The sequence below is a fragment of the Chitinivibrionales bacterium genome (assembly GCA_014728215.1).
Taxonomy (GTDB): domain Bacteria; phylum Fibrobacterota; class Chitinivibrionia; order Chitinivibrionales; family WJKA01; genus WJKA01.
Genome location: WJLZ01000117.1, coordinates 12,813 through 38,110, shown reverse-complemented (window position 1 = coordinate 38,110; position 25,298 = coordinate 12,813). Strand labels below are relative to the sequence as shown.

At 47.0% G+C, this 25,298-nt stretch carries 17 protein-coding genes and 1 pseudogene; 11 read left to right on the top strand and 7 right to left on the bottom strand.

Features of this window, described 5'->3' with window-relative positions:
* Nucleotides 1–474: 474 nt before the first annotated feature.
* The 4 genes from GF401_08815 to GF401_08800 all read left to right on the top strand — a co-directional run bounded on the left by GF401_08815 (nucleotide 475) and on the right by GF401_08800 (nucleotide 7,702).
* On the top strand, nucleotides 475–1,143 hold the full coding sequence (locus GF401_08815; GenBank protein MBD3345147.1) for an OmpA family protein: 669 nt from the start codon (nucleotides 475–477) through the stop codon (nucleotides 1,141–1,143).
* Nucleotides 1,144–1,241: 98 nt separating this feature from the next.
* The gene (locus GF401_08810; protein MBD3345146.1) at nucleotides 1,242–1,784 is read left to right on the top strand and encodes a hypothetical protein; all 543 of its coding nucleotides are present in this window, start codon (nucleotides 1,242–1,244) and stop codon (nucleotides 1,782–1,784) included.
* On the top strand, nucleotides 1,706–5,860 hold the full coding sequence (locus GF401_08805) for a hypothetical protein (GenBank protein MBD3345145.1): 4,155 nt from the start codon (nucleotides 1,706–1,708) through the stop codon (nucleotides 5,858–5,860). Before GF401_08810 ends, GF401_08805 begins: the two co-directional genes overlap by 79 nt.
* 24 nt (nucleotides 5,861–5,884) lie before the next feature.
* Complete coding sequence (locus GF401_08800; GenBank protein ID MBD3345144.1) at nucleotides 5,885–7,702, top strand: BamA/TamA family outer membrane protein; 1,818 nt, start codon at nucleotides 5,885–5,887, stop codon at nucleotides 7,700–7,702.
* A gap of 53 nt (nucleotides 7,703–7,755) precedes the next feature.
* Here the strand turns inward: GF401_08800 and GF401_08795 are convergent, their stop codons facing one another.
* The gene (locus GF401_08795) at nucleotides 7,756–8,667 is read right to left on the bottom strand and encodes a L,D-transpeptidase family protein (protein MBD3345143.1); all 912 of its coding nucleotides are present in this window, start codon (nucleotides 8,665–8,667) and stop codon (nucleotides 7,756–7,758) included.
* 298 nt (nucleotides 8,668–8,965) lie between these two features.
* Between GF401_08795 and GF401_08790 the strand changes: the two genes are divergently transcribed.
* The 6 genes from GF401_08790 to GF401_08765 all read left to right on the top strand — a co-directional run bounded on the left by GF401_08790 (nucleotide 8,966) and on the right by GF401_08765 (nucleotide 15,946).
* Nucleotides 8,966–9,292, top strand: coding sequence for a hypothetical protein (locus GF401_08790; protein MBD3345142.1), 327 nt, complete (start codon nucleotides 8,966–8,968; stop codon nucleotides 9,290–9,292).
* Nucleotides 9,293–9,483: 191 nt separating this feature from the next.
* Nucleotides 9,484–10,425 (top strand): phosphatase PAP2 family protein, encoded by a 942-nt coding sequence (locus GF401_08785; protein ID MBD3345141.1) that lies wholly within the window; start codon nucleotides 9,484–9,486, stop codon nucleotides 10,423–10,425.
* Between the two features lie 242 nt (nucleotides 10,426–10,667).
* Nucleotides 10,668–12,071 carry a BamA/TamA family outer membrane protein gene (locus tag GF401_08780; GenBank protein MBD3345140.1) on the top strand — a complete coding sequence of 468 codons (1,404 nt, stop codon included), beginning with the start codon at nucleotides 10,668–10,670 and terminating at the stop codon, nucleotides 12,069–12,071.
* Nucleotides 12,056–13,738 carry a hypothetical protein gene (locus GF401_08775; GenBank protein ID MBD3345139.1) on the top strand — a complete coding sequence of 561 codons (1,683 nt, stop codon included), beginning with the start codon at nucleotides 12,056–12,058 and terminating at the stop codon, nucleotides 13,736–13,738. The genes GF401_08780 and GF401_08775 overlap by 16 nt, the downstream gene beginning before the upstream one ends.
* A gap of 17 nt (nucleotides 13,739–13,755) precedes the next feature.
* Nucleotides 13,756–15,135, top strand: coding sequence for a hypothetical protein (locus GF401_08770; GenBank protein ID MBD3345138.1), 1,380 nt, complete (start codon nucleotides 13,756–13,758; stop codon nucleotides 15,133–15,135).
* Between the two features lie 202 nt (nucleotides 15,136–15,337).
* A complete protein-coding gene (locus GF401_08765) occupies nucleotides 15,338–15,946 on the top strand; it encodes a hypothetical protein (GenBank protein MBD3345137.1) in 609 nt (202 codons plus the stop codon).
* A gap of 233 nt (nucleotides 15,947–16,179) precedes the next feature.
* Here the strand turns inward: GF401_08765 and GF401_08760 are convergent, their stop codons facing one another.
* The 4 genes from GF401_08760 to GF401_08745 form a co-directional block, all read right to left on the bottom strand.
* Nucleotides 16,180–17,337, bottom strand: coding sequence for a hypothetical protein (locus tag GF401_08760; GenBank protein ID MBD3345136.1), 1,158 nt, complete (start codon nucleotides 17,335–17,337; stop codon nucleotides 16,180–16,182).
* A complete protein-coding gene (locus tag GF401_08755) occupies nucleotides 17,304–18,359 on the bottom strand; it encodes a hypothetical protein (GenBank protein MBD3345135.1) in 1,056 nt (351 codons plus the stop codon). Before GF401_08755 ends, GF401_08760 begins: the two co-directional genes overlap by 34 nt.
* Before the next feature lie 27 nt (nucleotides 18,360–18,386).
* Nucleotides 18,387–19,082 carry a DUF4956 domain-containing protein gene (locus GF401_08750; protein ID MBD3345134.1) on the bottom strand — a complete coding sequence of 232 codons (696 nt, stop codon included), beginning with the start codon at nucleotides 19,080–19,082 and terminating at the stop codon, nucleotides 18,387–18,389.
* A gap of 331 nt (nucleotides 19,083–19,413) precedes the next feature.
* Nucleotides 19,414–20,136, bottom strand: coding sequence for a hypothetical protein (locus tag GF401_08745; GenBank protein MBD3345133.1), 723 nt, complete (start codon nucleotides 20,134–20,136; stop codon nucleotides 19,414–19,416).
* 386 nt (nucleotides 20,137–20,522) lie between these two features.
* On the opposite strand from GF401_08745, the gene GF401_08740 reads away from it, so the two are divergent.
* Nucleotides 20,523–21,326: a M48 family metalloprotease gene (locus GF401_08740; protein ID MBD3345132.1), complete on the top strand. Its 804-nt coding sequence runs from the start codon at nucleotides 20,523–20,525 to the stop codon at nucleotides 21,324–21,326.
* A gap of 119 nt (nucleotides 21,327–21,445) precedes the next feature.
* On the opposite strand, the gene GF401_08735 is transcribed toward GF401_08740, so the two are convergent.
* Both GF401_08735 and GF401_08730 read right to left on the bottom strand, forming a co-directional pair.
* Nucleotides 21,446–23,602, bottom strand: coding sequence for a hypothetical protein (locus GF401_08735; protein ID MBD3345131.1), 2,157 nt, complete (start codon nucleotides 23,600–23,602; stop codon nucleotides 21,446–21,448).
* Between the two features lie 1,394 nt (nucleotides 23,603–24,996).
* Nucleotides 24,997–25,281: pseudogene (locus tag GF401_08730) on the bottom strand (hypothetical protein).
* Nucleotides 25,282–25,298: the final 17 nt, after the last annotated feature.

Sequence of the window (25,298 nt, the reverse complement as noted above, 5' to 3'; positions counted from 1 at the left end):
CGGTCATTTGCTTTTTCTACTCACTATACCCTCTCAGTCTGTCTGATGTGGTATTCTTTTAATGTTTGATTTTTATATAAAGACGATACTGATTCATTTAATCCGATTCGTTCTGTATAAGCATCTTTCACAACGATAAGAGCGGAAATGTATCTGCGGTACAATAATGAGCTTCATTCCCGGGCGGTATAACGTTGTAAAAGTCGATTGTAACGGCTTAATATATCTCTTTAAGAGCGGTTGCAATTACTATGCCAGAAGTACATTCTTACGGTTCAGTTTTGCCCGTCCCCCCACGTTCCTGATGCTTTATCGGTACCTGGCGGCATTTTTTTCCCATGGCACACGAATTGCTTTTTACCATTCATGCAACCTTTCCAACGCAGGCATATTGACACATTAAACCTATTCCGGCAATGAAATTCTATTTCCGGAATAGGACTCAATAAAGATTACAGGAGGTATACAATGAAAATGAGCATACTACATAAAACACTTGGCATTATGGTTCTTGTTGCGGCATTGGTACTCAATTGCAATGGCGGCAAGACTGCCAAGGGAGGCGGTCTCGGTGCGGTGCTCGGTGGCACGGTTGGTGCGATAGCAGGGAGGCAGGCGGGTAATACGGCTGCCGGAGCAATAATCGGCGCCGTCGTCGGCGGTGCAGCAGGAGCAGCAATCGGAAATTATATGGATAACCAGGCCGATGAACTGGATGAAGAACTGGAAAAGGCCGAGGTCGAACGGGTTGGTGAAGGAATCAAAGTAACATTCGATTCGGATGTCCTCTTCGATAAGGGTTCTGCGGATCTGGACCAGGAAGCAAAGGACAATCTGGAGGAGATGGCTGAAGTCATGCAGAAATATGAAGATACCAATATTTTGATCGTCGGCCATACCGACTCGACCGGTACGAAAGAAGATCAGAAGGAGATTTCCGAACAGCGGGCTGAAGCGGTTTCCGATTACCTGAAACTGCAGGGCATTTCGGGTGTACGAATATCAACCGTGGGCATGGGCGCCGCAGATCCTGTTGCAACCAATGCCACCCCGGAAGGCCGTCAGAAAAACCGTCGGGTTGAAATCGCAATCTTTGCCGACGAAGAACTGAAAGAACGGGCAGAAGAAGGGCAGATCAACTGAATCTGCCCATTTTCATATTTCGTCCCGCTTCGACGGGATCGAATTTCGAGTTTGCAATTCATTACCTTTTTATTTCGAATTTCCCTCAAGGAGGTCCTATGGCAGATTTTGCTTTTCGGTTAACTCATGCAGCATGGCTCGATTCGGGTGTTTACGAAGATGTTGAAGCTGATAAACATGCTACGGGTCAGGCCTTGGCGGTAGTGGTCTTATCGAGTCTGGCAGCCGGTATCGGTTCAGTACGGACCGGCGGTGCTGCAGGAATTATATGGGGAACAGTCGGTGCCTTGGCCGGGTGGTTTATCTGGGCTTATCTGACCTATTTAATTGGTACCCGGCTCCTGCCCGAACCAACAACGGAGGCAACCTATGGCGAGCTTCTCCGCACGACCGGTTTTTCCAGTGCACCCGGTCTTATCCGGATTTTAGGCCTGATCCCCCTTCTCGGCGCAATCGCCTTTTTTGTTGCCGCGATATGGATGCTGGCCGCCATGGTAATAGCTGTTCGTCAAGCACTCGACTACAAAAGCACCTGGCGTGCCATAGGAGTTTGCCTTATCGGATGGGTTATTCAGGCAGTTATTCTGGCCGTGGTACTGGCCGTAACCGGTGGTCTGGGAGGCGTTCAACAACCTGCATGATGAAACCACGAAAAGCCGGCCTCTGGATTGTAATTATAGCGGCAGCACTGCTTGTCGGGCTGCCGCTTCTACTCAGCATTGCAGCAATCGTTGCTCTGGAGATGCCTCCAGTGCAACGGTTCGCAGAGGCACGGGTAGAGAAGCTTTTGGATCCTCTGTTTGTCGGCGATGTTTCTGTAAACGGCATCGGCACCAATGTTCTGACCGCACTCTCGGTATCCACTCTTATCGTACGGTCATCTTCGTCTCGCCCCGATTCGATTGCAATTAAGGATCTTCGGATCTCCTTCTTTCTTCCCGCTCTTTTATGGAATAAGGTACAGATCGGATCAATCAGGACGGATGTTCTTTCGGGTCTGATTACCCGTACCGAAGAGGGAGCGTTGATCCTTCCGGTCATGCCCGAACCTGTAGAGCCGCAGGTTGAACCACCGGAAGAATCTCCCTGGAAAATTACGATTTCATCAATTCAAATCGATCATATTCAATGCCTGTATCGCGATTACCAGACCGAGGTGTTCGCCTTTGTATCCGAAGCATCACTAACCGGCGCTTTGCCGCAACTCGACTCTATCGACTTTGACCTTCTGGTTTCTCAAGCTGCGCTCCGGTCACAATGGTGGAAAGGGCCGGTGGAAAAAATCATGATTCGGGGAAGTACCGGCGAAAATAAGCTGACTCTCGATACGCTTGCCGCACTTACCGGCGGCATGAAAATAACCGGGAAGGGAACAATCCCCTTTTCCAGCGAAGTCAACTGGGACGCATCGGCACAGGTGCAGGGAGATATAGGAACGCTACTCTTTCTGCGGGATATGGCACCGCAGCTTGCCCGAACCGGAGAAATATCTATCGACGCATCTGCCCGGGGAGATTTTGCCCAACCCCATATCCAGACCATGGTTCATGCCGCGGATATCGGCTATGCAGGATATTCGGTCGACTCCTTACGGCTGAGGGCGACCTATGATCAATCGGACACCGCAAGCATCAGGGCTTTCACCCGGGGGATCGGAGGGAACGCCCGCCTGGACGGATATGCCGTTATCCCGCTACCTGCCGATTCATTTCGAATAGAACGCTATGCTCTGGATGCCCGAATCGACAACCTGGATATCTCCCGTATGCAAATCCCCGAAGCTACCGGGGAGATTATGGCCGATGCGCAGGTTGACATGCGTGCCCGGATCTCCGGCACAGGCCTGGAAACGCTTCCAGCATATGCAGATATCAAAGCTCGTCTTGCCGGTCCTGAGCTGGTTTCCGGTCCTGCCAGACTCAGTTTTCTTCTCGATACCGCCCAGTGGAATCTGGATTTCGATTGGGACAGAAACCGGATTACCGGCAACGGACGCATTGTCGCCAATGAAACCATCACAGGAAATCTCGCAGCGCAAATCCTCGAGCCTTCGCTTATCTCGAAATCTTTCACCGGTTATACAATAGAAGGAGCATTGTATGCACAGGCAGATATGACAGGGCCTCTTTTAAGCCCTCGCATTCAAATGAATGTGTCATCACCAAAGCTAACCTGGCTCAATATGAACATTGATACTCTGTACGCATCGGCAGAAATTCCCGGAAGCACCCTTGAGATTGAAAATGCCTATGCCGTCATTTCGGGAAGACTTGACAGCGCGCTCGATGTTTTCGATATCCCCAACGCGGGGGGAACCGTGACAATCGAAGCCAATGCATCGGGGACACTGACAAATCCCTCGGTAACAGCAGAACTGAACGGTAACAATCTGTATTATGAACAGTTTACTCTCCAGAGCGCTCAAGGAAAGGTAAGTCTGGACAGTCTCAATAAACTCAGGTGGCAGGATCTTCGTCTGGAGAAAGCAAAAAGTTCACTTATCAGCAATGGGTATTATATCATGCACGAAGATTCACAGGAAGTGCAGCTCAGAACCCGTCTTGTGGACCTGAAAGGAAAAGAGCAAGAACCCGGTGGCGATATTATAGCATCGGGAATCATACAAAAGGGGCGCTTTGAGGGCATAGTGCGACTTGAAAAGATCAGAATCGGAACAGCTCTCCTATGGGCGCCCGTTGAAATGGAGGCAGGGGGCGTTCTCAATGCGACGGCAGATATTGCCCGTACTCCCGCCGGTATGACCGGCGAGATGCACTTTCGTCTGGACAACACCGCCTATCAGGGCATTGCTCTGGGAGCTATTGACGGCAGCGCATCGCTCCGGGACACCTTTGTGTGGGCCCATGCCGACCTGCTGCTGTACGATTCGGTGCCCGACATTGCCGTTGACGGCCGAATTCCATTTGCTTCCCCGGGCACTTTCGAAATCGACACCAGCGGAGCATCGCCTTTTTATATAACCGTACGGGGCGATTCAATCCGGCTCGAGGAACTGGACGGCATGATGGGTGACAGCCTCAATGCTTCGGGAGGGCCGGCACGTATCGATGTAAGCCTGCGCCGTAATGCCGCGGCATGGTTGATTGACGGCGACATTGGTATCAAAACCACCACCATTACCTATGAACCATGGAACCTTTCGGCTTCAGGAATTAAACTCGCATCATCATTGGAAGGAACGCTGAATACACCACTTCTTACCTTTTTGCTCTCAACGGATAATATCGAACTATCAGACCAGACAATTATCCGATCGAAATGGAAAGGCACATTGCATGGTGATACGGTACAACTGGATACCGGGTATGCCTATTTCGAACAGGGGGGTTCTCTGAAAGTCAGCGGCATGATACCACTCAGTGAGGTAAACAAAATATTGTCGGGAGGCGATCCTGATCTCCAGTTCGAGTTTACCGATGTTCCGATATCGATTATCGAGCAGTTCATCCCCGGTCTGGAGATTGAAAAAGGTGTTTTGCAAGGCGGTGGCACTATAACACTCAAGGACGGCAGGTTTTACTCTACCGGATCCCTGCGACTGGAAAACGGTGTATTTGCCTTTGAAGGCATCGATACGGAAATCGGACCGGTCGAAGGAAGAATAAAATTAGCCGGGGATACCATGGTCATTCAATCGATGGAAACTGAATTAGGTGATGGCAGCATAGATATAAATGGATGGATCGCTTTGCGTCCCGGTGGAGGACTTCCCTATATGAATATTAACGTTGATGCCGATGATGCTTCGCTGGAAATGGAAAACCTGGCTCTTGTCCGTGTCGAATCCGCCGACCTGAGTATGGTATCACGGGATAATCGATACCTTTTGAAAGGAAACCTTGACATGGGCGAGACCCGGATTATTCAGGAGATCTGGGTTCCCCAGCTCATCGAACTCGCCCGTCCACGTCCCGGCGCTCCTGCAGAACCGAATGAATTTTTGCAGCAGCTGGACCTTCGGGTCAACGTTGGATTGGAGCGGAATCTCTATATTGATATGAATCTTGCCGAGACGCAGCTTACCGGGTCGGTAACAATCACCGGAACTGCTGCTCAACCGGGAATTACCGGTTTTGTCGAGGTCGTTGAAGGTGATATATTCTATCTTGACCGGCGATTTGATATTACCGAAGGCTTTGTCCGGTTTTATGATCCCCGGGAGCTTAACCCATCGCTTTCTATAACCGCAACAACCGACGTTGTAACAGTCTCGCCTTCACCGGGAACCGAGGTTCCCGAATCCGAGACCTATACGATTACGCTCATCGTTACCGGCACGCTGGAAAATCCGGAAGTTATTCTTAACTCCGAACCGCCGCTCAGTCAACCTGATATTGTCAGTGTCCTCACGCTGGGTACAACCCTGGGCGGTGTCAGCGGTGAACTGGCCGACCGCATTCAAAGCCTGGCTGCAAACCAGTTGATCGGATTCGGCACTCGAAGGCTCGAACAGTTGCTTGGATTGCAGGACATCACGATTACCGGCGATGTTTTTGGCACGGGCACCGAAGCGCAGGTTTCGCTGACCAAGAGAATTTCAGAGCGCTTGACCCTTACCTATGGCACCGCACTGTCGGCGCTGGGAAATCAGATTGTCACCGCAGTCTATCGTTTAACAGGATGGCTCTTTTTAGTAGGAAGGGCCGGTCAGGAGGGAAATACCAGTATCGATCTTAAAGTAAGGCTCAGTTGGTAAAATTACAAAGACAGGAGAAGCTTTATGGACAAATGCGCATTACTACTTTGCATCATTCTCATTGGTATCCCTGTCGACGTTGTGTTTGGACGGGCCAAGCCGGTTGTGGATGATGTTATCTTTGCCGGCAATGAGACATTCCCACGGGACATACTGCTGCAGATTACGAATCTTCAGCCGGCGGGTTTTTTCCGCAAAACGGATTTTTCCGAATTCATGATGGATATGGATGTCAGAGCGCTTGAGCGTTTCCACCGGAGCAAAGGTTTTATTGATGTTTCCGTTGAATCCTGGACAATTAAAGATGATGGAGAAGACAGGGTTGATGTAAAGTTCGACATTAATGAAGGCAAGCGGGTAGTTGTCGATTCTCTGTCCCTTGCTCCTAATCCGGTAATTACCGACTCCCCGGCCGCAGAATTTCTTAAAACAGAAGTCGATTCTCCACTCAATATGGCCTATGTTAATGATGATGCCGATACCTTAGAGGACATTTTACAGGCGGCAGGTTTTCTTGAGGCAAAGGTTGAACCGAGGGTCGATATTGATTCAAACCAGTATCTGGCCGACGTCCGGTTTGAGATAACGGAGGGGCCTGGAATTATGGTGGAAAACATCCGCATTGAGGGCCTTACAACGGTTAAACCTCTGGTGGTAAGAAGAGAGCTGAAATTTGAACCGGGAGATACACTCACGTCAAAAAGAATTCGCAAATCCCAGCGACGGTTATATCGCACCGGCCTGTTTCGATTTGTGCGTATTGAACCGCTCATTCCCGATTCGGCCGAAACGCTTACGGTCATCGATACGGCCGTGCCGGTTGTTATTACAATCGATCAAACCGATTACTATACCCTCGAAGCGGGTATCGGCTACAGCTCGACCGAGCGGGTCAGAACCTCTCTGGAACTCTCCTATGCAAATTTTCTTTCGAGGGGGCACCGGATAACGCTGGAAGGCGAACTGTCGGGTATCGAGCAGCGAGCAGCCCTTCGATACGCTACCCCATGGCTTTTTATTTTCCCCCTGCAAACCAGTCTCAGCGCCTTCTACAGGCGAATCGATACACTTTTCTTTGAAGTCCCGCTCGGTTTCAGCGGTGAATTCGCCGGTATTGAAGCCGCACTTGGTCGACAGACCGATTTCCATTTCGCCTACCGTTTCTGGCTCATGTATGAGAAGGTACTCCGCGTCTCAGCAGCATCGCTGGACACCCTTCCCGAAGATGTTTCCAACAGGGACACCCGGAGTATCGGTGTGGACCTCACCTATGACCGGCGCAATGACATTTTCCTTCCCACCAAGGGCATATATGCTCTTGCAACCAGCGAAGTGGCAGGCATACTGGGGGGAGGAGAAACAAATCAGTTTGTAAAGACCACCGCTCTGGTGAGTGGCTATACCCATTGGCGTGAAATTCTATATTTTGCGACGGGAGTGGAGGCCGGGTGGGCAAAACCCTGGGGTGAAAGTGAAATCGTTCCCCCTCAAGAGCAATTCTTTGCCGGAGGACCACGCTCTGTACGAGGATATGAACTCAACAATCTAGTGACCAACGAAACCGGCGAACCGGTGGGTGGCAATGTTCAGCTTGTCTTTCATGTTATCGATATCCGGTTTCCTCTTTTCTGGTGGTTTTATGGTGCAGGCTTCCTTGACGCCGGCTTTGTATGGCAGGATACTGAGATTGTCGACTTGACTGATATTAAATACGGTGCAGGACCCGGTCTTCGGCTGGTAACGCCGGTCGGGATGTTTCGTTTCGATGTCGGGTTCAAGCTCGATAAGGAAGAAGACCAATCACTTGTCGAATTGTATTTTGATTTCGGTATGCCCTTCTGAAAATTTTTCCAAAAACACAAACTACGGTTCTCATATTCGAGAAGAAAAGACCTTCAACTGGCGGGGAATTCTTCAGCGGTAACATCAACCGGAAAGCCGCATTTACGTTCCAGTGTCAGCCGGAATTTTTTCATATTTACATTCCAGGTAAGGTTTGACCGGGTAAGTAAATCCAGACCATGAAGAAAATAATCGTCGATATTATTATAAATATCATGATGAGCTTCTACATAAATTCTTCCGTTCAACATCCCTATTTTTATCGGTTCGTAGAGTATGGTAACATTCGTACCTTCTTCGGTTCGCTCGTAAAGCTCCTTAATATCGTCGGGATAGAGCCTGATACAACCGTGAGTAACCCGCCGTCCGATTGAAAGAGGAAAATTGGTACCATGTATGCCATACCCGTCCTTATCCAACCCGAGCCAATGTTTTCCCAGCGGATTCCGTGGTCCGGGAGCGATCTTTTTAACCCCGTACTTTTTCTGGAGAGATTTGGGAACAAACCAGGTGGGATCTTCTGTTTTTGTCACGATTTTAAATGAACCCTGCGGGGTCTCCCAGGTATTGTCGCCTATTCCAACGGGATAGGTATAAATGGTTGCGCCGCTGTCTCCAAAATCGTAAAGCCGCATTTCTGCTATATTGATTACAATTCCTCGTTTCTCGATTCCGGGAAGAATCCACTGGGTAGGAATAAGCAGTTCCTTGCCTTCAGGTGGGATCCAGGGATCGATTGCAGGATAGAGATCGGTAAGCTCGTTGAATCCGATATTATATTTTCTTGCTATCTGGGCAAACGTTTCCCGATCCTGCACGATGTGCTTTCCCGGTTTCCCGATGATGCTCCCTGCTTGCTGAGCATAATAAACCGAGTTGTATAAAGATTTGTTTCGGTTACTTTCGGGCGCCGATACACATCCGAGGGAAAATATATAGAGCAGCATAATAATAATTATATACATTATAGCTATTCCTGTTATACCGCAGGTGATCCAGCGAATATTTTATCATTATGACAAAAACCGCTTTCTTTGTTAATATTTATGCATAAGCAAATCCTTATTGTTCACACCCTAATATTTAGCAATTACAGGGCCAGACATAATCTTTAAAAAAGGGAACAGCAAAGAGATAAAATGGCATAAGAATTGCTGAATGTAAAAGTGGAGGACTACCCGATGCAACATTTACTTAAAGTAAAAACTTGAGAAGTGGTGTACCGTGCCTATGTACTTTTTATAAAAGGAAAGGAGTGACACAATGAAAGCGACACAGATGGTAAAAAGGATCGCTCTCTCGGCCCTTGTTCTTGGAATGGTGATTTTTCAGAATGGTTGCAGTTTGATGGCGTCCAGAATGTGCATGCAAGAAGATGCAGTAGCAAATGGCGTCCAGCAGGATCAGGTTGACGGCATGGCGGACGGCATGGCGGACGGTGTAGCTGATGCTGAAGATGCTGCTGAAAATGCCCAGGAAGCATCTGAAAATGCTCAGGAGGCGGCGAATCGTGCTGAAGAGGCTGCCAGGGAAGCTCAACAGGCTGCAGAAAAAGCAGAAAATATCTTACAGGAAACCATTCAAAAATAATGGAGCAAAACGCAAAGTTCCAGCAATATCCATTTAAATCGCACAAATGAGTGACCGCAGGCGGAGTGGCCGGTATATCCGGCCACTTTTCGCATATCCCTGTCAACCGGATTCTCTCTAATACATTAATTTATTTTATAGATACGACAAACCAGGTAAATCAGAAACGTCTGCAGTTTTACAAGGGATTCATGGAAACCCAAAAATCCGAAAAACAGGAGAGATTCACATTGAAATCGCAATTTAAACGCTTAACCAATTCCTGCTCCAAAAAATCGCCAGGGTCATTTTTATCAAGATCATTCCTGTGCATGTGCTCCATTTCACAATCAGTTATTCTTCTTACCGCAGGAATCTTTTTGTTTTCTCTTACCGGTTGTTCATCATATCGGATTGGCTCCCGCGATGGTGTTCCGATGATACATTCCGGTGTCAGGCACGTGAGTTCAGCGGTTACTGAGGCCGCATCTTCTCCCTCCTTTTGGATACCTGCCACCGCAGCCGGTTTGATATATTTGTTCAATGGTGATAAGACAATAAGCGATTGGGCTTCTTCAACCAATCCGATTTTCGGTTCACCAGATCGTGCAGGCCGGGCGAGCGATCGTTTTCTTGAAGCAGCACAAATCAGCGCCAAGTCCGCCGTGATTCTCAAGTATACACTCGGGAATTCCGATCTCCGGGTTTTGCCGGTTATAACAGGAGTCGGCGCCGGATTGGGCGCGGTTGAAGCCAATCGTATGATTACCCGTCACATGAAACGAAAAACCGATCGTATTCGTCCCGACAAATCTGATGACTACAGTTTTCCTTCGGGACATACTTCCACCGCGTCAGTCCATGCCGCTGTCGGTGCACAGATGGTTCGCCGAATGGATATCGCCCCCGTAGCCAAAACCCTGAGCACCGTCGGCTTCTCCCTGCTCACCGCCGCAACAGCATGGGCAAGAGTCGAGGCCCGGAAGCACTATCCTTCCGATGTCCTTTTTGGAGCATCCCTCGGTAATTTCTGCGCCACCCTCCTTACCAATCTTCTCATTCCCCAAACACCCTTGCCGCTCAATGCATTAAATGTCCATTTTTCACCCGAACGGGTCAACCTCACGATCACCGTTCCAATCAAAAACCCCTGACATACTCAAAGCAACATCCTTTCGCCCCGCTCTGCATGATCGCATTTCGAGGTTAACAATGGTATGCTATTTGCTTTATTCTATGGAAAACTGGTGCAGTTCTTTTCTTTTTGATAAACGGTCAATAACACGCTCTTTACTTAATCCGGTGGAGGCATATTCTTTTCTCTCGTGAATTGATATGCACCTGTTCCCTGTATTAACCACTTTACAATATACCGTTAATTTGAAATGGGCGGATCATGCAACAATTACATGGTACAATATTCATCATTTCCCATTTTCGACACATATATACTCATTTGTGCGAAAAACCGCTCCCTTTACACAAGAAATCACCACGACTGTTTCTGGCCCCCTTTTTTATCCTCTGTTTTCTTTCTGCAGGCATGTGTGGGACAGACGATGAAACCGATACCCTTGCCGATTCCGGAGCATTTCCTGAAAAAAGGCCCTCTCGCCCGGCATGGGAGTATCCGGTATCATTGCTCGGAAGAATGCCGACACTTCCAATCTATTTGATGGCCCGTGCCGGTGCAGGTGTCGCCAACTTTGTGGAGGAACGGAATATCGCCCAGGTTCTTCTGGGCATTTTATTCGGAAGACGGGCCTTTGTTATTGTGCCGTCATATCTCCCCAGAGACGGTTTCGGAATACATTTCAGCACAACGGACAACTTTGACCCATCACTCCAGATATCGGGAATGCTCAGATACGGCTCTCTTGACCGCCATGGTATAGATCTGACACTCATTAAATATGATATACTCGATAGTGATATTGATTTTGGGACCTCTATCAACTATCGCTATATTCCAGATGAAGAATTTTTTGGTATTGGACCGGATACCCGAGAAAGCAATGAAAGCATCTATGGTCAACGAAACATCGAGTTGATTCTCTCGATGCGGTATCCGTTGCATCGGATTATTTTTCCCTGGGCAGGCATCCTTGGCGATGCCTGGTTTATATCCGAGGGACGGGGAGATGAGGCGCCTGAGATAGAGGAGCTTTTCTTTGCCCCTTCAATTCCCGGCCTCAGAAGCGATCCTTTTTTTCTGGGAGTACGGGGCGGAGTAATTCTTGATACCCGAAGGGAAAAAATACCTCCGGTAAATGGCGTACGGGCCGAAATCGGCGGTGGGGTGCACAATGAAGTGAATGTTGATGATTTCGGGTTCATGACTGCATTCGTCGACCTTAAAACCTATCTGGAAATTCCGCGCCTTTCCGATCGCCTTTTCATATTCAGAGTTGCAGGAAACTTCAAAAAACCCTTTGAAAACAGGGAAATCCCTTTTTATCTGCTCAACAACATTGGAGGTCCTGACGCGGTTCGGGGGTATGACGCCGGCCGCTTTATTGCCGAAGATTTTGTTCTTTTTTCGGGTGAATATCATTTCGCAATCTGGAAATTTTTCGAACGCAGGATAATTTTTCAAGCCTTTATCGATGCCGGTGAAGTATCCGATGATATCTTTCAAAATTTTACCACCGACAATCTGAGATTCGGCTACGGCGGCGGGCTCAGTGTTCATGTCGGTTCAACGCTGCTTTTCGATTTTGACCTGGCATTCAGCAAAGAAAATATTCGGGCCTATTTAAACTTTGGAGTGGAGTCGTGGTGGGTATGGCAGGAAGAATAACACAACAGCATCTTTTAAAATACTTTGTCATGCTCTTTGCAGGGATGGTGATAGGGGGATCTGAAAACGAAAACCCCTGTGTAATCCCCGAGCCCTTTCCTCCCGATATGCAGTATATACCCATGCCTGAAACAAAGGATAGAAATTTTGTCAGTATCGGGATCATGAACATAACCCGGGCTTCATTCATCTATCCTCTCGACCCGGTCCGTCAGATCAGGAAACTCACCGGGAGGTATTATCCTGCAATGAATATCAATGCATTTGGCGAAGTACCCAATTCGAGCTGGTATGTCAACCGGAAGACCGGGGGAACAATGAGCCTTGATGAAATTGTCAGGGGCCCCAATACAACCGGTGGTCCGGATATGAGCAACCGGTGGCTTATCTTTCGTGCAAAGGATGTCGGAAAATCGGCCGGGTTCCATATCAAAGATGTACGGGGAGACCGCTATGTCATCAAACTGGATCCTCCGGGATATCCTGAGCTGACCAGCGGCGCGGAAATGATTTCCACCAAAATTCTTTATGCAGCGGGTTACCGCGTACCCGAAAATTATATCGTCTATTTCGATCCCCGCAGGATAGATATCGACAGCGGAGTAACGATCATCGATGAACAGGGGCGCACCCGGGAGATGAGCCGGTACCATCTCGAGAAGATCCTGGCAGTTGTAGAGCGAACCGAAGAAGGCCTTGTTCGCGGCCTGGCAAGCAAATATATCACCGGAGAACCCCTTAGCGCCTGGCGTTTCAGAGGTACCCGAAAGGATGATCCCAATGATTTTATCCCCCACCAGCACCGGAGGGAACTACGGGCACTGTATGTTATCGGCTCATGGATCAATCATTACGATCTTACCGTTGCCAACACCTTCGACACCTATATAACCCAAAATGGCAAAGGCTACGTGCTCCATTATCTTCTGGATTTCGGCGGCACACTGGGTGCCTCATCTCAAGGTCCGATGTCGAGAATACACGGTCACGAATACTATTTCGATATTCCGATCATTGCATTGCGGTTTATTACCCTGGGCTTGTATACCCCTCTGTATGACCGGTGGGATACGATCCCGTTACCGAGTGTGGGAGCATGGGAAGCCCGTACGTTGCGCCCTCACCGGTTTCGCTATCTTCTGCCCAACAAAGCCTTTGCAAATATGAGCCCTCAGGATGGATTCTGGGCCGCACGCACTGTCATGTCTTTTACCGACCAGCAGATCGACGCGATTGTTGGAACAGCGCAGTATTCCAATCCCGATGCCGCACGCTATATTGCCGATATATTGAAAAAGAGAAGAGATAAAATCGGGAGAGAATTTTATGAGGAGGTCAACCCGCTCGATAAATTTCGTATCGAGGAACCTGCGCAAGGAGCGTATCATCTTTGTTTCGAAGATCTGGCGGTAAAAGCAGGATTTACCGATAAAAGGGCAACTCAGTACCGGTATCGCATCAAGCCGGTTTCCGGCCCCTCCCGCAAATCAGAATGGCAACTAGCCGAAAAACCTTGCCTGCCGGTTCAGGCTGCCACAGAAAAAAGTATGTGTGAAGCGGTTCATATAATTACAATTCGGGATGGTGAAAAATCGGGTGAAGAAATCAAGGTATATGTTAACAAAGAAACCCATGCCCCTCCGGTACTGACCGGAGTGGAGCGCTAAAAGAGAGTATTCCATTTATGCGCAATATAATTAAACCATTCATGGATATCCATAAAAATGAATTGCCCTTTGCTCTTGCAATGTTTTTCTATTTTTTTCTGGTTATCAGCACTTTCTGGATTTTAAAACCCTTAAAAAAATCGCTGTTTATAACCTTTTACGACCGGATCGGCGGATTCAATTTTTTGACATTTCAGATGTGGGGTTCGCAGGCGGAACTGCTTGCAAAGATATTGAATATGGTTGTCGCTGCCGGTGCGGTAACGGTCTTCAGCCTCCTGTCCCGATGGTTCCGCCGTCAAAAAATGACCTTCACCTTTGCTCTTTTTTTCATGGCCTGCTTTGTTATCTTCAGCTATACCATTCGCACTCCATCGCATATCTCCGTCTGGACATTTTATCTGGTCGGAGACCTTTTCAGTACAATTATGGTAGCAACATTCTTCGCCTTCCTCAATGACAGCGTCTCCCCAAAACGGGCGAAACGAATTTATGGTCCCGTAGGTCTGGGAGGGGTTGCGGGAGGCGTATTCGGCGCCACAATTCTCAGATCATGGCTCGAGGTTATAGATCGGAGCCAATGGATGTGGATCTGTTTTACCATGAGCGGAATAATTATCATTCTTGCTTTCTTTGCAGGACAATGGCTGAAAAAACTTCCCGAAAATGGAGATGAACATGAAGACCAGATGCCCCCTGCATCGTCTACAAAAAGCAATCCGGCGTTAGCAGGAGCAAAGCTGGTTTTCAAATCGAGATATCTTCTTTCTATTATTGCGATTGTTGCATTTTACGAGATAGCTTCCACCATTATGGATTTCCAGTTTACCGCCACAATCGAATATTATTTGAGTGGAAAGGAAATCGGACGTCAGTTCTCGACTATTTATATGATAACCAACTGGGTTTCCATGCTCGTGCAGATCTTTTTAACCGGCTTCATAATGACCCATTACAATATTACCGTCGCACTTCTGGTGCTGCCGATTGCAATGGTCTCGGGGTCAACCGCTTTTTTGCTTTTCCCCCTTCTCTGGGTGGGAAGTTTTTTGAATACCGCAGATAATGGCTTTGCCTATTCAATCAATCAGTCGGCCAAAGAAGCTCTCTATGTATCGGTAACTGTAGAAGAAAAATATAAGGCCAAAGCATTTATCGACATGTTTGTTCAGCGTTTTGCAAAAGTTCTGGCCATTGGTGTCAGTCTGATTATCACCCTGATATTTACCGATTTTTCAACCCTTCGATGGCTTTCGTTTATAACCATTGCCATCGCCATTTTCTGGAGCAGGGCAGCACTTAATGTCGGAAAGAAGTATCCCGAGCGGAAAACAGACCATTTCGGCAAGGCATTCAAAAACATCTGGCATCCCCCCCACCCACACCATCGTTCTTAAGCGGAGCAAAACCTGTCTCATAAATACGTTCCTGCCGGCTGCAAAAACTGAGCGGATTCCTTGCATGAGACTCCCTTGCATACTCAATTTTCCTGTTCGCAGGGAGGCAATAACTCCGGTGGTAATCCGTATATTACTTCAACATTGAACACCGTCTGTTTACTTCAGGCAATCTGTTGTACTCTTATTTACCGGAGGTTCTATGCATCCTTGCATGAAAACGCCGTCATACTCTTTCTCTTTTTTTCTCCCCCTGTTCTGTTTCACCATGATATCTCCGATTTCTTCGGCGCCCAGTACCAAGGCCGTCAAAGAAATCGACTTTTCAAAATTATCGGGGACCTGGTATGAGATAGCCCGGTTTCCCAACGAACACGAAAAAAACATGGTGAACGTAACGATAAACATTGCAATCGATAACAAAAAAAGAAAAATCAGTATTACAACAAAAGGAAACAAACACCATTTTGGTGGTGAATCGGTTTCATTCAAAGCCAGAGGATGCCTGCCGGACAAAAGAAAACCCGCTCAACTGGAACTTAAAGTCTTCCCCTTCGTTTCACTGGATTTTTCCATTATTGATATTGATACGGTCAATTATCACACATTCATAGCCTCGGATGATAAAGGCGATTGCCTCTGGTTGTTCGCAAGGAAACCCGATATTTATCCCAGAACATTAACCCGCATGATCCAGAGTGCACAAAATAAAGGATATAAAACGAACAAATTGATCAGGACTCCTCATCGAGGCACCGCACTGGTTGAGCAGTCAAATCCAGAAAAGAAAGTACCTTTCGGTGATAGTTAATATGTCCAACAGCACGTCCGATTATCGCCTGTTCCAATCAATTACAGAAAGTAAGAATCTCTTTTTCGCTTTCAGGAATCGCCACGAAGAGTCAAAAAAAGACTGATTTTCCATAATTGCCCACCGCTGAACGAATATGAGGAAAGGGAGTTCCGACTCAGGTCGGGACTTCCGCTTACTTCGACGCAGCTGGGTACACATCGCTCCGAGCGGTTGAGCGACTTACCGTTATCCTATTCCTTATACCCCATCTCCCTGAGCCGGTCCCGGACTCCTTTAATATAGCTGCGCATTGAGTAGAGTGCTTCGATACAGTCATTGTTTGTACTGTCGGCAAAGATATCGTGCTGGCAATGATCGTATGTATGAAAGAATATTGAATCGAGCGCTACCGAATCCCGCGGATAATCAAAATAGTGCGCCATCCGATTTTCAACAGAACTTCTTATATGAGGAATTTCGAGTAATTGTTCGACCAGGCCATTTTCGACATCGACAAAAAACGTGCTTCCCTCAAAAGTATGGCCAAGGTCCCAGGGAATAAACTGGAATTTATTGATTCTGCTGTTATAATATAAGTAAACATTATTGTTGATACCATCCCAGTTATAGATCAGACGGCTTATTGCATAATAGTCCAGGGCACTACTGCTGTCAAGCCAATGCCAGAGAAACTCCAGGCGTTCTTCAGTGATACCCTCTTCAATGATTCGATTCAATTGGATCAAATCATCAAAACTCCAATCATCATCGGGTATTTTCTTATCAAAATTCTGCTGGACCGTACCGTAGCGAAAGCCAAAATATGATCGGGCATTCATTTTATAGAGGCTGGAAAGGGGTAAATTACGGCGGCTGAAAAAGTGTTCGTCAATTTTTTCGAGCTTCAGGTACAGACCATGGTCTTTTTGGTTGATATACAACCGCACCGGTTGATGGTCGGTAATAAGCAGTGATGTTTTGGAAAAGAAATATACAGCATAGCGATAATGGGAACAGGAGTTTTCTCTGAATGCAGAAAGTACCGTACTCCTAATCTTTTTTCTGGGCACAGAATGCGAGAATGTGCGATACTGAAATGATTTTTTAAACATTTTCCTTGTAACATTACCATGAATACGCAATCGGGCATCAACAACCGAATCGCCTTCACATATGTTAATTCCAAACCACGAATTATAATAGGTCGATTTAAACAACTGGTGGTAGTTTTCCTCGGTCATCGTACAATGCAGATACATAACGGGATCGTTTTCATTGTCCCATGGTTCAAAGACCAGACAACCTTCCCAAGCCAGATTTATTATAACAAGTAAAATAACCACACGTAAATGTCGCAATGTTCTGCCATGCATAATCACCATTCCACCTGCAGTTGTGTATGAACCCACAAACTCTGATTGACAAGAACATGGTCGGGACGTTCATTGGAGAATACCAGATCGACATTGGTTTTCCAGACCGCATCCCGCCCCTGATCAAAAAGGAGTGTCACACCCGGGACAGCCTGCATTTTAGCATCTTGCGAATACCCTGCATCATCGAAAAGAACGCTGAGTCCCAGAACAAATTCTATCCCTTCAAAAACTCTCAAAAATTTTGCCCACTTCGTATATGCCCCAAGCACGCGGGGAGTGATAAAATATACGAACCGTTCTTCTTCTATTATCCCCGAAAGCCTTGTAGCGTGGGGATCGATCCCGACAAAAAGCTCGGAGGTAAAATAGAACCGCTTATTAAAAAACTGTAATGCCGAGCCGGCAAATCCATAGGGCAGATGCCGGTTGTGAAGAAAAGGCATTAGAGAAACGACCACTTTCCGTTTCGGCCATTCCCATTCGAGGGTTCCAAGAAGAAAAAATCTGATATCACCATCAATGCCCATACTCACATAGAGATCCCGCTCCATATTTTCGCTACGTTCACGTTCTCTTTTAAATCGTATATCCCAATCGTAACCCAGCACATGAAATGAATCCATATAGCGATGGGACAATGAACGTTCGATGGTGCGCAGATCATGGCGACTGGAACGTTCTTCGAGGCTGAAATCCTTTTTTTGCGACCCGATACGAAGTGTTTTCTTTTTACCTGCGTCAAACTCTATCCAGGCCTCACGAAGGATAAAACCCAGATCGTTTATATCTCCGTATATTTCCATAAATGCGAGAATATCGTCGGTAACGACCGCTTCAATATCAAGTTGCCCAACAACAATATACAGTGTAGAAGCATCTTTAACCTGCTTGCCTGTTGTTAAATCGAAATAACCATCATTCTCATACCCATACCCGGTCCGTACGGCCCCATCCATTGAAAGATCCGCTGCAATACACATGCTGAGTGTAATTACCCATGCCAGCAACAAAGCGCTTAATTGACAATTATTTGCTTTTATGGTCGTTTTATCCATTTGCAATTTTCTCTCTAAAAAAGACCGCTATAAACGGCGAACGGTGATATTTTTGATATTTCCTTCGGCAATTGTATCTATCCTTGTCATAACATCACGATAGGTAACACCCTTTTTGAAAACCATTCGATATACAAGGTCATAATTTTTAGATTTTCTAATTGTTTTGAATTCAGAATTCATGACCAAATCTCCCAGTCGCATATGCAGCCAGCCGTCGGCAGCATGAATATCATCTGTCTTTATTGAAACCGTATATTTATGATGGCGCTTATCCCTTATACCATAGCCGAGAATATCCATGGAAATCAGCAGAATGCCGAAGAGGGCAAATGCCGCAGTTCCCATCATAAAAAGATGGGTCCCTGCAGCGATACCAAGCGCGATTGCCAAAAAGATGAACGACATATCAAGAGAGTTTTTTACCACCGTACGGAAACGCACCAGAGCCACGGCCCCGATCAAACCGAAAGCCCGCACAAGATTATTGCCGATAACGAGAATAACAGTAGCCGATATAAGCGGCAGCACTGCAAGGGCCCATTGAAACTTTGATTTTGTTCCCATCCGCCGATGGACCATTCCGTGTAATAGCGACAACAGCAGCCCGAATCCTATGGAAACCAGCATCCGGAGAACAATGTCTCCTGCCGGAACCCTGGGGAAAAGCCCTCCTCCTCTGTTAATATCGAAAAGCGAATCAAGCATGAATCCTCCAGCCATTTCCCTGCTTAATGAGAAAGCTCAACCATCGTGTAATTCAACGTTTACTTTTGCACACCAGCGTAACAATCTCCTGTGATAGTAAATGCAATAATAGTGCCAGATATATCAGTACTCCGATTACATGATATGAGGGAATGTAAGGGGAATGAAAAGACGGGGTACGGTCCGGTGCAGGCACCGCAACTATACTATAGTGAGGAGGAGCAACCGACCTTATATGTTTTTGCAGCTTGCATAACCAGAGGGTAATTGTGCGGGATACAAAAATAGCCGCAGAAAACGCCCCCTGTTTCCTACGGCTTTACCGCCTGCGTACACGCAGCAGGTATTATTTACGTTCGCATAGCCAGTTCAAACCGATAAATCCTTGAAGTTGAAGGCTGTTGAGATGATGTTCGGGGCCATTGGTAAAATTGGAACCGCTCCGATTCCAGTTGTCCTTCACAAATGGCTGCCATAAAAATCCGGCCCGGGCGCCAACAATTATACCTTTATTCCAATTCGGAACCAAAAAAGTATAATCGACCACTCCGGCAATTTCGATGATGAAATGGGCCTGATAAAGCGCATCTCTGCTCGCAGTCTCTACAACAGCCTGATCGAAATCAAAGGAGCTGTCGCTGATTTTCAGACGGGTTAAGGCGCCACCGACGCCAAGCTGTGGGTAAAACCGAAGCGGGATATTTGCCATAAAGGGTATCAGATCGACACCGCTATATGCTACCCAGTTAAAGGTCTGAAAACCGCCATCGAGATTGTTTTCACCATCGGCCTCTTCCCACCAGTTGACTGTGAACTGATGACCGAAAATAAAGTAATCACCCACACCAAGCTGTGCGCCTGCACCAAACTGTCCTGCCCAGTCATTAAAGCCATCAATGCCAAAACCGTTAATTTCATTATTGATGTCTTCCATATCGTATTTGCCCGCGCCTCCAAGCACATACTTGACTAAAGACACTCCACCTTCAGAAAAAGTTGGTAAAGAGAAACTCAGAATAGCGGCAACCGTCATCGCCATAGCCGCCTGGAATTTTTTTCGCCTGCACATGGCAACCTCCTTGAATGATAAGGGTAAAAGTTTGCGTCCGATTTATGCCTAAGGTAGGGAGCAATTCTTATGCCAATGACAACCAAATTAAGCCATAATGTATATCAATATTGATCTTCTGTATTTTTTGCTTTTTCGCGATAAAAAGTTGATTGTGCACACCATATTCCCGCTTTCAAAAATTAATTTTTCGAATATGATAATTTATTGATTTTAGTCAATACAATTTATCAGACCTGATAAAATACCCCCCGAAAACCAGCAATTTTTATGCCACCGAACCAGGTTTGTCTCCAGGGAATTCGGCATATCATTTGCCTATTAAATGAAAAAACCTTACTTTTTGCCCAAAGGGACAAATATTTTTCAGAAAGGAGAAGATTATGATGTTCAATATCAAAAAATGTATATGGTTGCCCCTGTTCTGTGCACTCATTTGCCTGTGTCAACCTGTCCCCTTAAGCCAGCGGCAGCAGCTCGTTCTCATATCGGATCAACAACTCATTCAACTCGGTGCTCAATCGTATTCAGCATATCTTGATCAAAGCGATGTTGTACGGGGTACCGGTAAGGCCCGCATGGTAAATCGTGTGGGGGGGCGGGTTAAAAGGGCGGTCGAAACCTATATGCGCCGGGAACGTCTTACCGATCGCATTGACGATTTTGAATGGGAATTTGCTCTTATTGACGACTCTTCGGCCAATGCCTTTGCAATGCCCGGAGGAAAAGTAGCCGTCTTTACCGGCATAATGCAGATTGCCGAAGATGATACCGGTTTGGCGGTTATTCTCAGCCATGAAATTGCCCATGTTATCGCTCACCATGGTAATGAACGAATGAGCCAGGCTCTTCTGTTGCAACTTGGGGCTAGCGCACTCAGTGTGGCACTCAGTGAAGAACCTGAGTTTACCCGGCGGCTTTTCATGGCTGCCTACGGCCTCGGCGCTCAGGTCGGCGTTCTTCTTCCCTACAGCAGACTTCACGAAAAGGAAGCCGATCGTCTGGGAATCATATTCATGGCCATGGCAGGTTACAATCCCAATGAAGCTATTGACTTCTGGAAACGCATGCAAGAAAAGCAGCAGAACGGTCAACCCCCTGCTTTTCTCAGCACCCATCCATCATACGAGCAACGAATCGAACTTCTCAAAGAAAATATGGATGAAGCTATGAAATATTATCAACCTTAGTGATAAGGCTTTGGGAAGAATACAAATGATCCTTCGACACATGTTCATGTATAACATGAGTATCTCGGGACAACCGGAGATGAGCGATGAGGACAAAAGGGAGAAAAACACCCTCTCCCCTAACGCCCCTTCACAAGTGCCCAAGTGCGTCCCCATAAGGATGTCGAAAGTGAATTCACCGGCGGTTGCCGGAGCACATGAAGTGTTCCGGTTTTCTCCAGGATTTTGAATGTTGTCCTGCCCGATCTGCGCCTTCGGAATTCAATACTCACCGTTGCATCGCCGATTCTCAGTGAGCGGATCGTTAGCTGTGGGAGCCAGGCCGGCAGCGCCGGGTCGACAAACAGTGTTTTAAAGGGCGCAACCGGCTGCATACCAAGCATCACCTGTAAAAAAAGCCCGAACGCAGCTCCATTCCATACCTGAGGCGCATTTGCCTTGGGAAATGAACCGGGATGACCATATTCCGTCCGGTCATAACCGCCGATACACTCCGGTACCCGATTGCAATACCAGAGTGATGCCAGATCATAGTTCGCTTCCACAAGTTGCATTGCCTCATGGGTATAACCGTATCTTCGCAGACCTAAAGCTATGGTTGCGTTTTCCACCGGCCATACAGTGCCGAGATGGTAACTCAGAGGATTATAGGCTGCATGATTTGATGAAAGTGTTCGAATTCCCCACCCCGAGAACATATCCCTGGTAAAAAGATTTCGTACAACAAAGGGAACCTTTTTTTTGTCGATAATGCCTGCCGCAAGACAATGACCGATATTGGATGTTTTTCCCCGTATAAGTCGCTTCTGCGAATCAAGACCGAATCCGATATAGCCACCGTCCTCCACCCAGAAATCACGATTAAAATTCTTTTTAAGTGAAGCTGCTTTTGTGTAATATGCAAATGCATCCCGCTTTGCACCAAGTGCAAAAGAGAATACATATGCTGTCTGGAGCGCTGCGTAGTAATATCCCTGAATTTCACATGTGGCAATGGGCGGCTCTACCAGGGTACCATCTTCGTAGACAACCGCATTTTCACTGTCTTTCCATCCCTGATTCCGTGGACCGTCCGGCGAACGGGTAGTATATTCCAGATACCCGTCACCATCCGGATCGCCCATCCGTTCGGCCCAGTTGAGAATTCGACAGCAGGTGTCCCAGTGTTTACGAATTTGATCGAGATTGCCCGTGCATGCGTAGAGATAGGCCATTGATATGACATACATAAGCGGTGACGCAAAATCTCCATAATACCGCAGAAAAGGGTTCTCTCCCAGGCGTGAAGGTATATCCATCCGTGCCTGCTGAATAATTCTCCCCGGCTCTTCATCCCGCCATGGATCATCGGTGCATCCCTGTAATCGCCCCAGTTTTGTCAATGTATGATCGAGCGACCGTCCATGGTCGTAGAGAGCGATCATCCAGGTAGAAGTCAACGCATCCCGGCCGAATAGAAAGGGATAAAGAGGATATCCCGCATAGGGAGCCATCCATTCATCAGAGGAACCGTCAAGCCCCGCTGCGGTGCCCACCAGTTCAACTGAATCATTGAATATACGGGTGAAATGGTGTTTATCTGCAGCATCAAGCCTGCTTAATTGCCGGATCCAGTTGTAGAGATAATTCTCCCGTTCCCGCTGTTGATCTTCGGTGATTTTATGTTGTGGGTCAACCGCTCGTACACTTAACCCAATACATGCTCTTTCTTTTTTAAAAAGATCCAGCTCGGTTTCCAGACTTTTTGTATCGGTTTTTATCCGGTAATCAGCGCCTGATGGTGTAATGATTGTACGCAATCCCAACGCTTCATTCTCAAGACAGAAATGAACATCCCTCGGCTCTTTCGCCATTGAAACTTTTCCACGCCCCTTGCAATTCCGGTTCTGTACATTTTCAAATGACTCGAAATCGGCATCAAGCAGCCACCCAACGGTTACCGATGCACGCTCATTCCAGGTATTTGTAATGCTTAATTCAATATCAAAACCGGCAGGGCGAATGGTGTATCGTACAAAGCAGGTCAGACTTCGCTCCAGTATCCCCTTCTGCCTGTTGATCATTCCCGATCCGCTCCCGCCTGTCCCTCCTGTCTTAACTTCCGGATAAATCAGTGAAAACTCAAGAATATTATTACCCGAAATACCGTGAGAGCATACATAGGGCGCTTCTCCATTTATTTGAAGCGAGAGCTTTTTTAAATACCGGGTGCCGTAAAAAAAGTAGCCGTTAAACCGGTGATCACCACACGTACCACTGGAATCGGCAATAAGCATTGATGATCCTTTCCAGGCATAAAGATCGCCGGGTCGAATTCGGGCTTGGGATAGATAATTGTTTATCACGGTACTGAATTAATTCCCTCAAATTTTTCTTTGAATCGGCAGCATTATGAAGCAAATATTATGCCGGGTTACTGCACCTTTTGGTGGTTGGGAAAGAGAAGATAGTAAAAAACAAATCAAAAGGCATCACGTATGTTTCTCAAGGCTGAAAGGACACGATCATTTCTCTGATATATATCAGGTCGAAAATACACTGTGCCGTCAGAATCACCCATAGCAGTCATATAGAGTACCAAGACCGGAAGTGGTACGGGAAGATTAATAGTGCATGTTTCCCCCCGGGCAAGGACTTCGTGAAGCATGGCGACGTTGTTCTCATCATCGCCAAGAACTAATTCTGCAAGCTCCTCCGACTTTTCAACCCGGATACATCCCGAACTGAAAGTACGGGCCCCCTTTTCAAAAAGAGATGAATAGGGTGTGCCATGGACATAAACATAATAGGGATAAGGAAAACGACGGGGCAAATCCCTCCCAAACCAGCGACAACGCTCCAGATTAACTTCCAACTGAGCAAGTCTGTTTTCTACCGGCACATTCATCGCTGCAACGGTATGCTTAACTACAATTCCATTGGGTGGTAAGCCATGACAGCTTTGGAATTTTCTCGCGGCATCCTGAAGGACGGAATCGAATAATTCTGAATCGGTTATTATTTCCAGGTCGTGACCGGCGGCCAGTCGCTGCCGGGTTCGTGCAACACCCTTGCCTCTGTGTCCCGGTGCGAATTGGGTCCACCCGGGAATACTCTGCCAGCCCCCCTGGGCGGCGATGTAACGGTACTGCTTGTATCCTTTTTTAAGATCACGGTAGATACGATGGCCGATTTTGCACCGTTCGACTGCTATATACACCGAGGGCGCATCGAGGACTGTTTCCATACAGGCGATAATTTCCATGATATTATCGGGACATTCCCTTTGCAGATGTTTATAAAATTCTTCATGATTGGTCTTGCCGTATCGAAGATGCCATATCATTAAGGCCAGTACTGTAGTGAGCAGGATATCCCATTTTGCAAAGACTGCAGGATCGAGATACTCCCATTCTTTGATACTCTGAAGATATGAACCGACCTGCTTTTGCCTGTAGTCCCGGGGATCCAGACCGTCGGCCCGCACACTGTCAATAGCCCGGGTCAGCTCCCGTACTTTTGTTCCGTCACGCCAGGCAGCGGTAAACCCACGAATTTCATAAAATTGTATTACAACATCTGTTACAGAAGGAAATCCATCATGTAAATACCTTTTCCGGGGGATCTGCAATGTTTTAACATTTTGATAAATGAGTTCCTGTACCGGATTAGCAAAAAAGATATGTGGCTGATTATCGTTATAGCCTTTGTCCATACCATGCAAATTGAGCGAATATCCGTGCTTGCCATAGTACACATCACCGGTTATAAAAAACCCGAGACTACTTTTGAGTGATCCATGTCTATTTGAAAAGGAGGTAGCAAAATTTGTTCCTGAGTTCCTTCCGTGCGCAACAAGGCCGGTATGGAGAAGCCGGCGGTCTTTCAGATCAAGCACGAAAAGCCGCTTGCGGGTTGATGGCTCCCGGTAGTCAATTATTGTCAAAGGTGAAAAGGGAGAAATCAACTGCCCCATAGAGGAACAAGATCGGC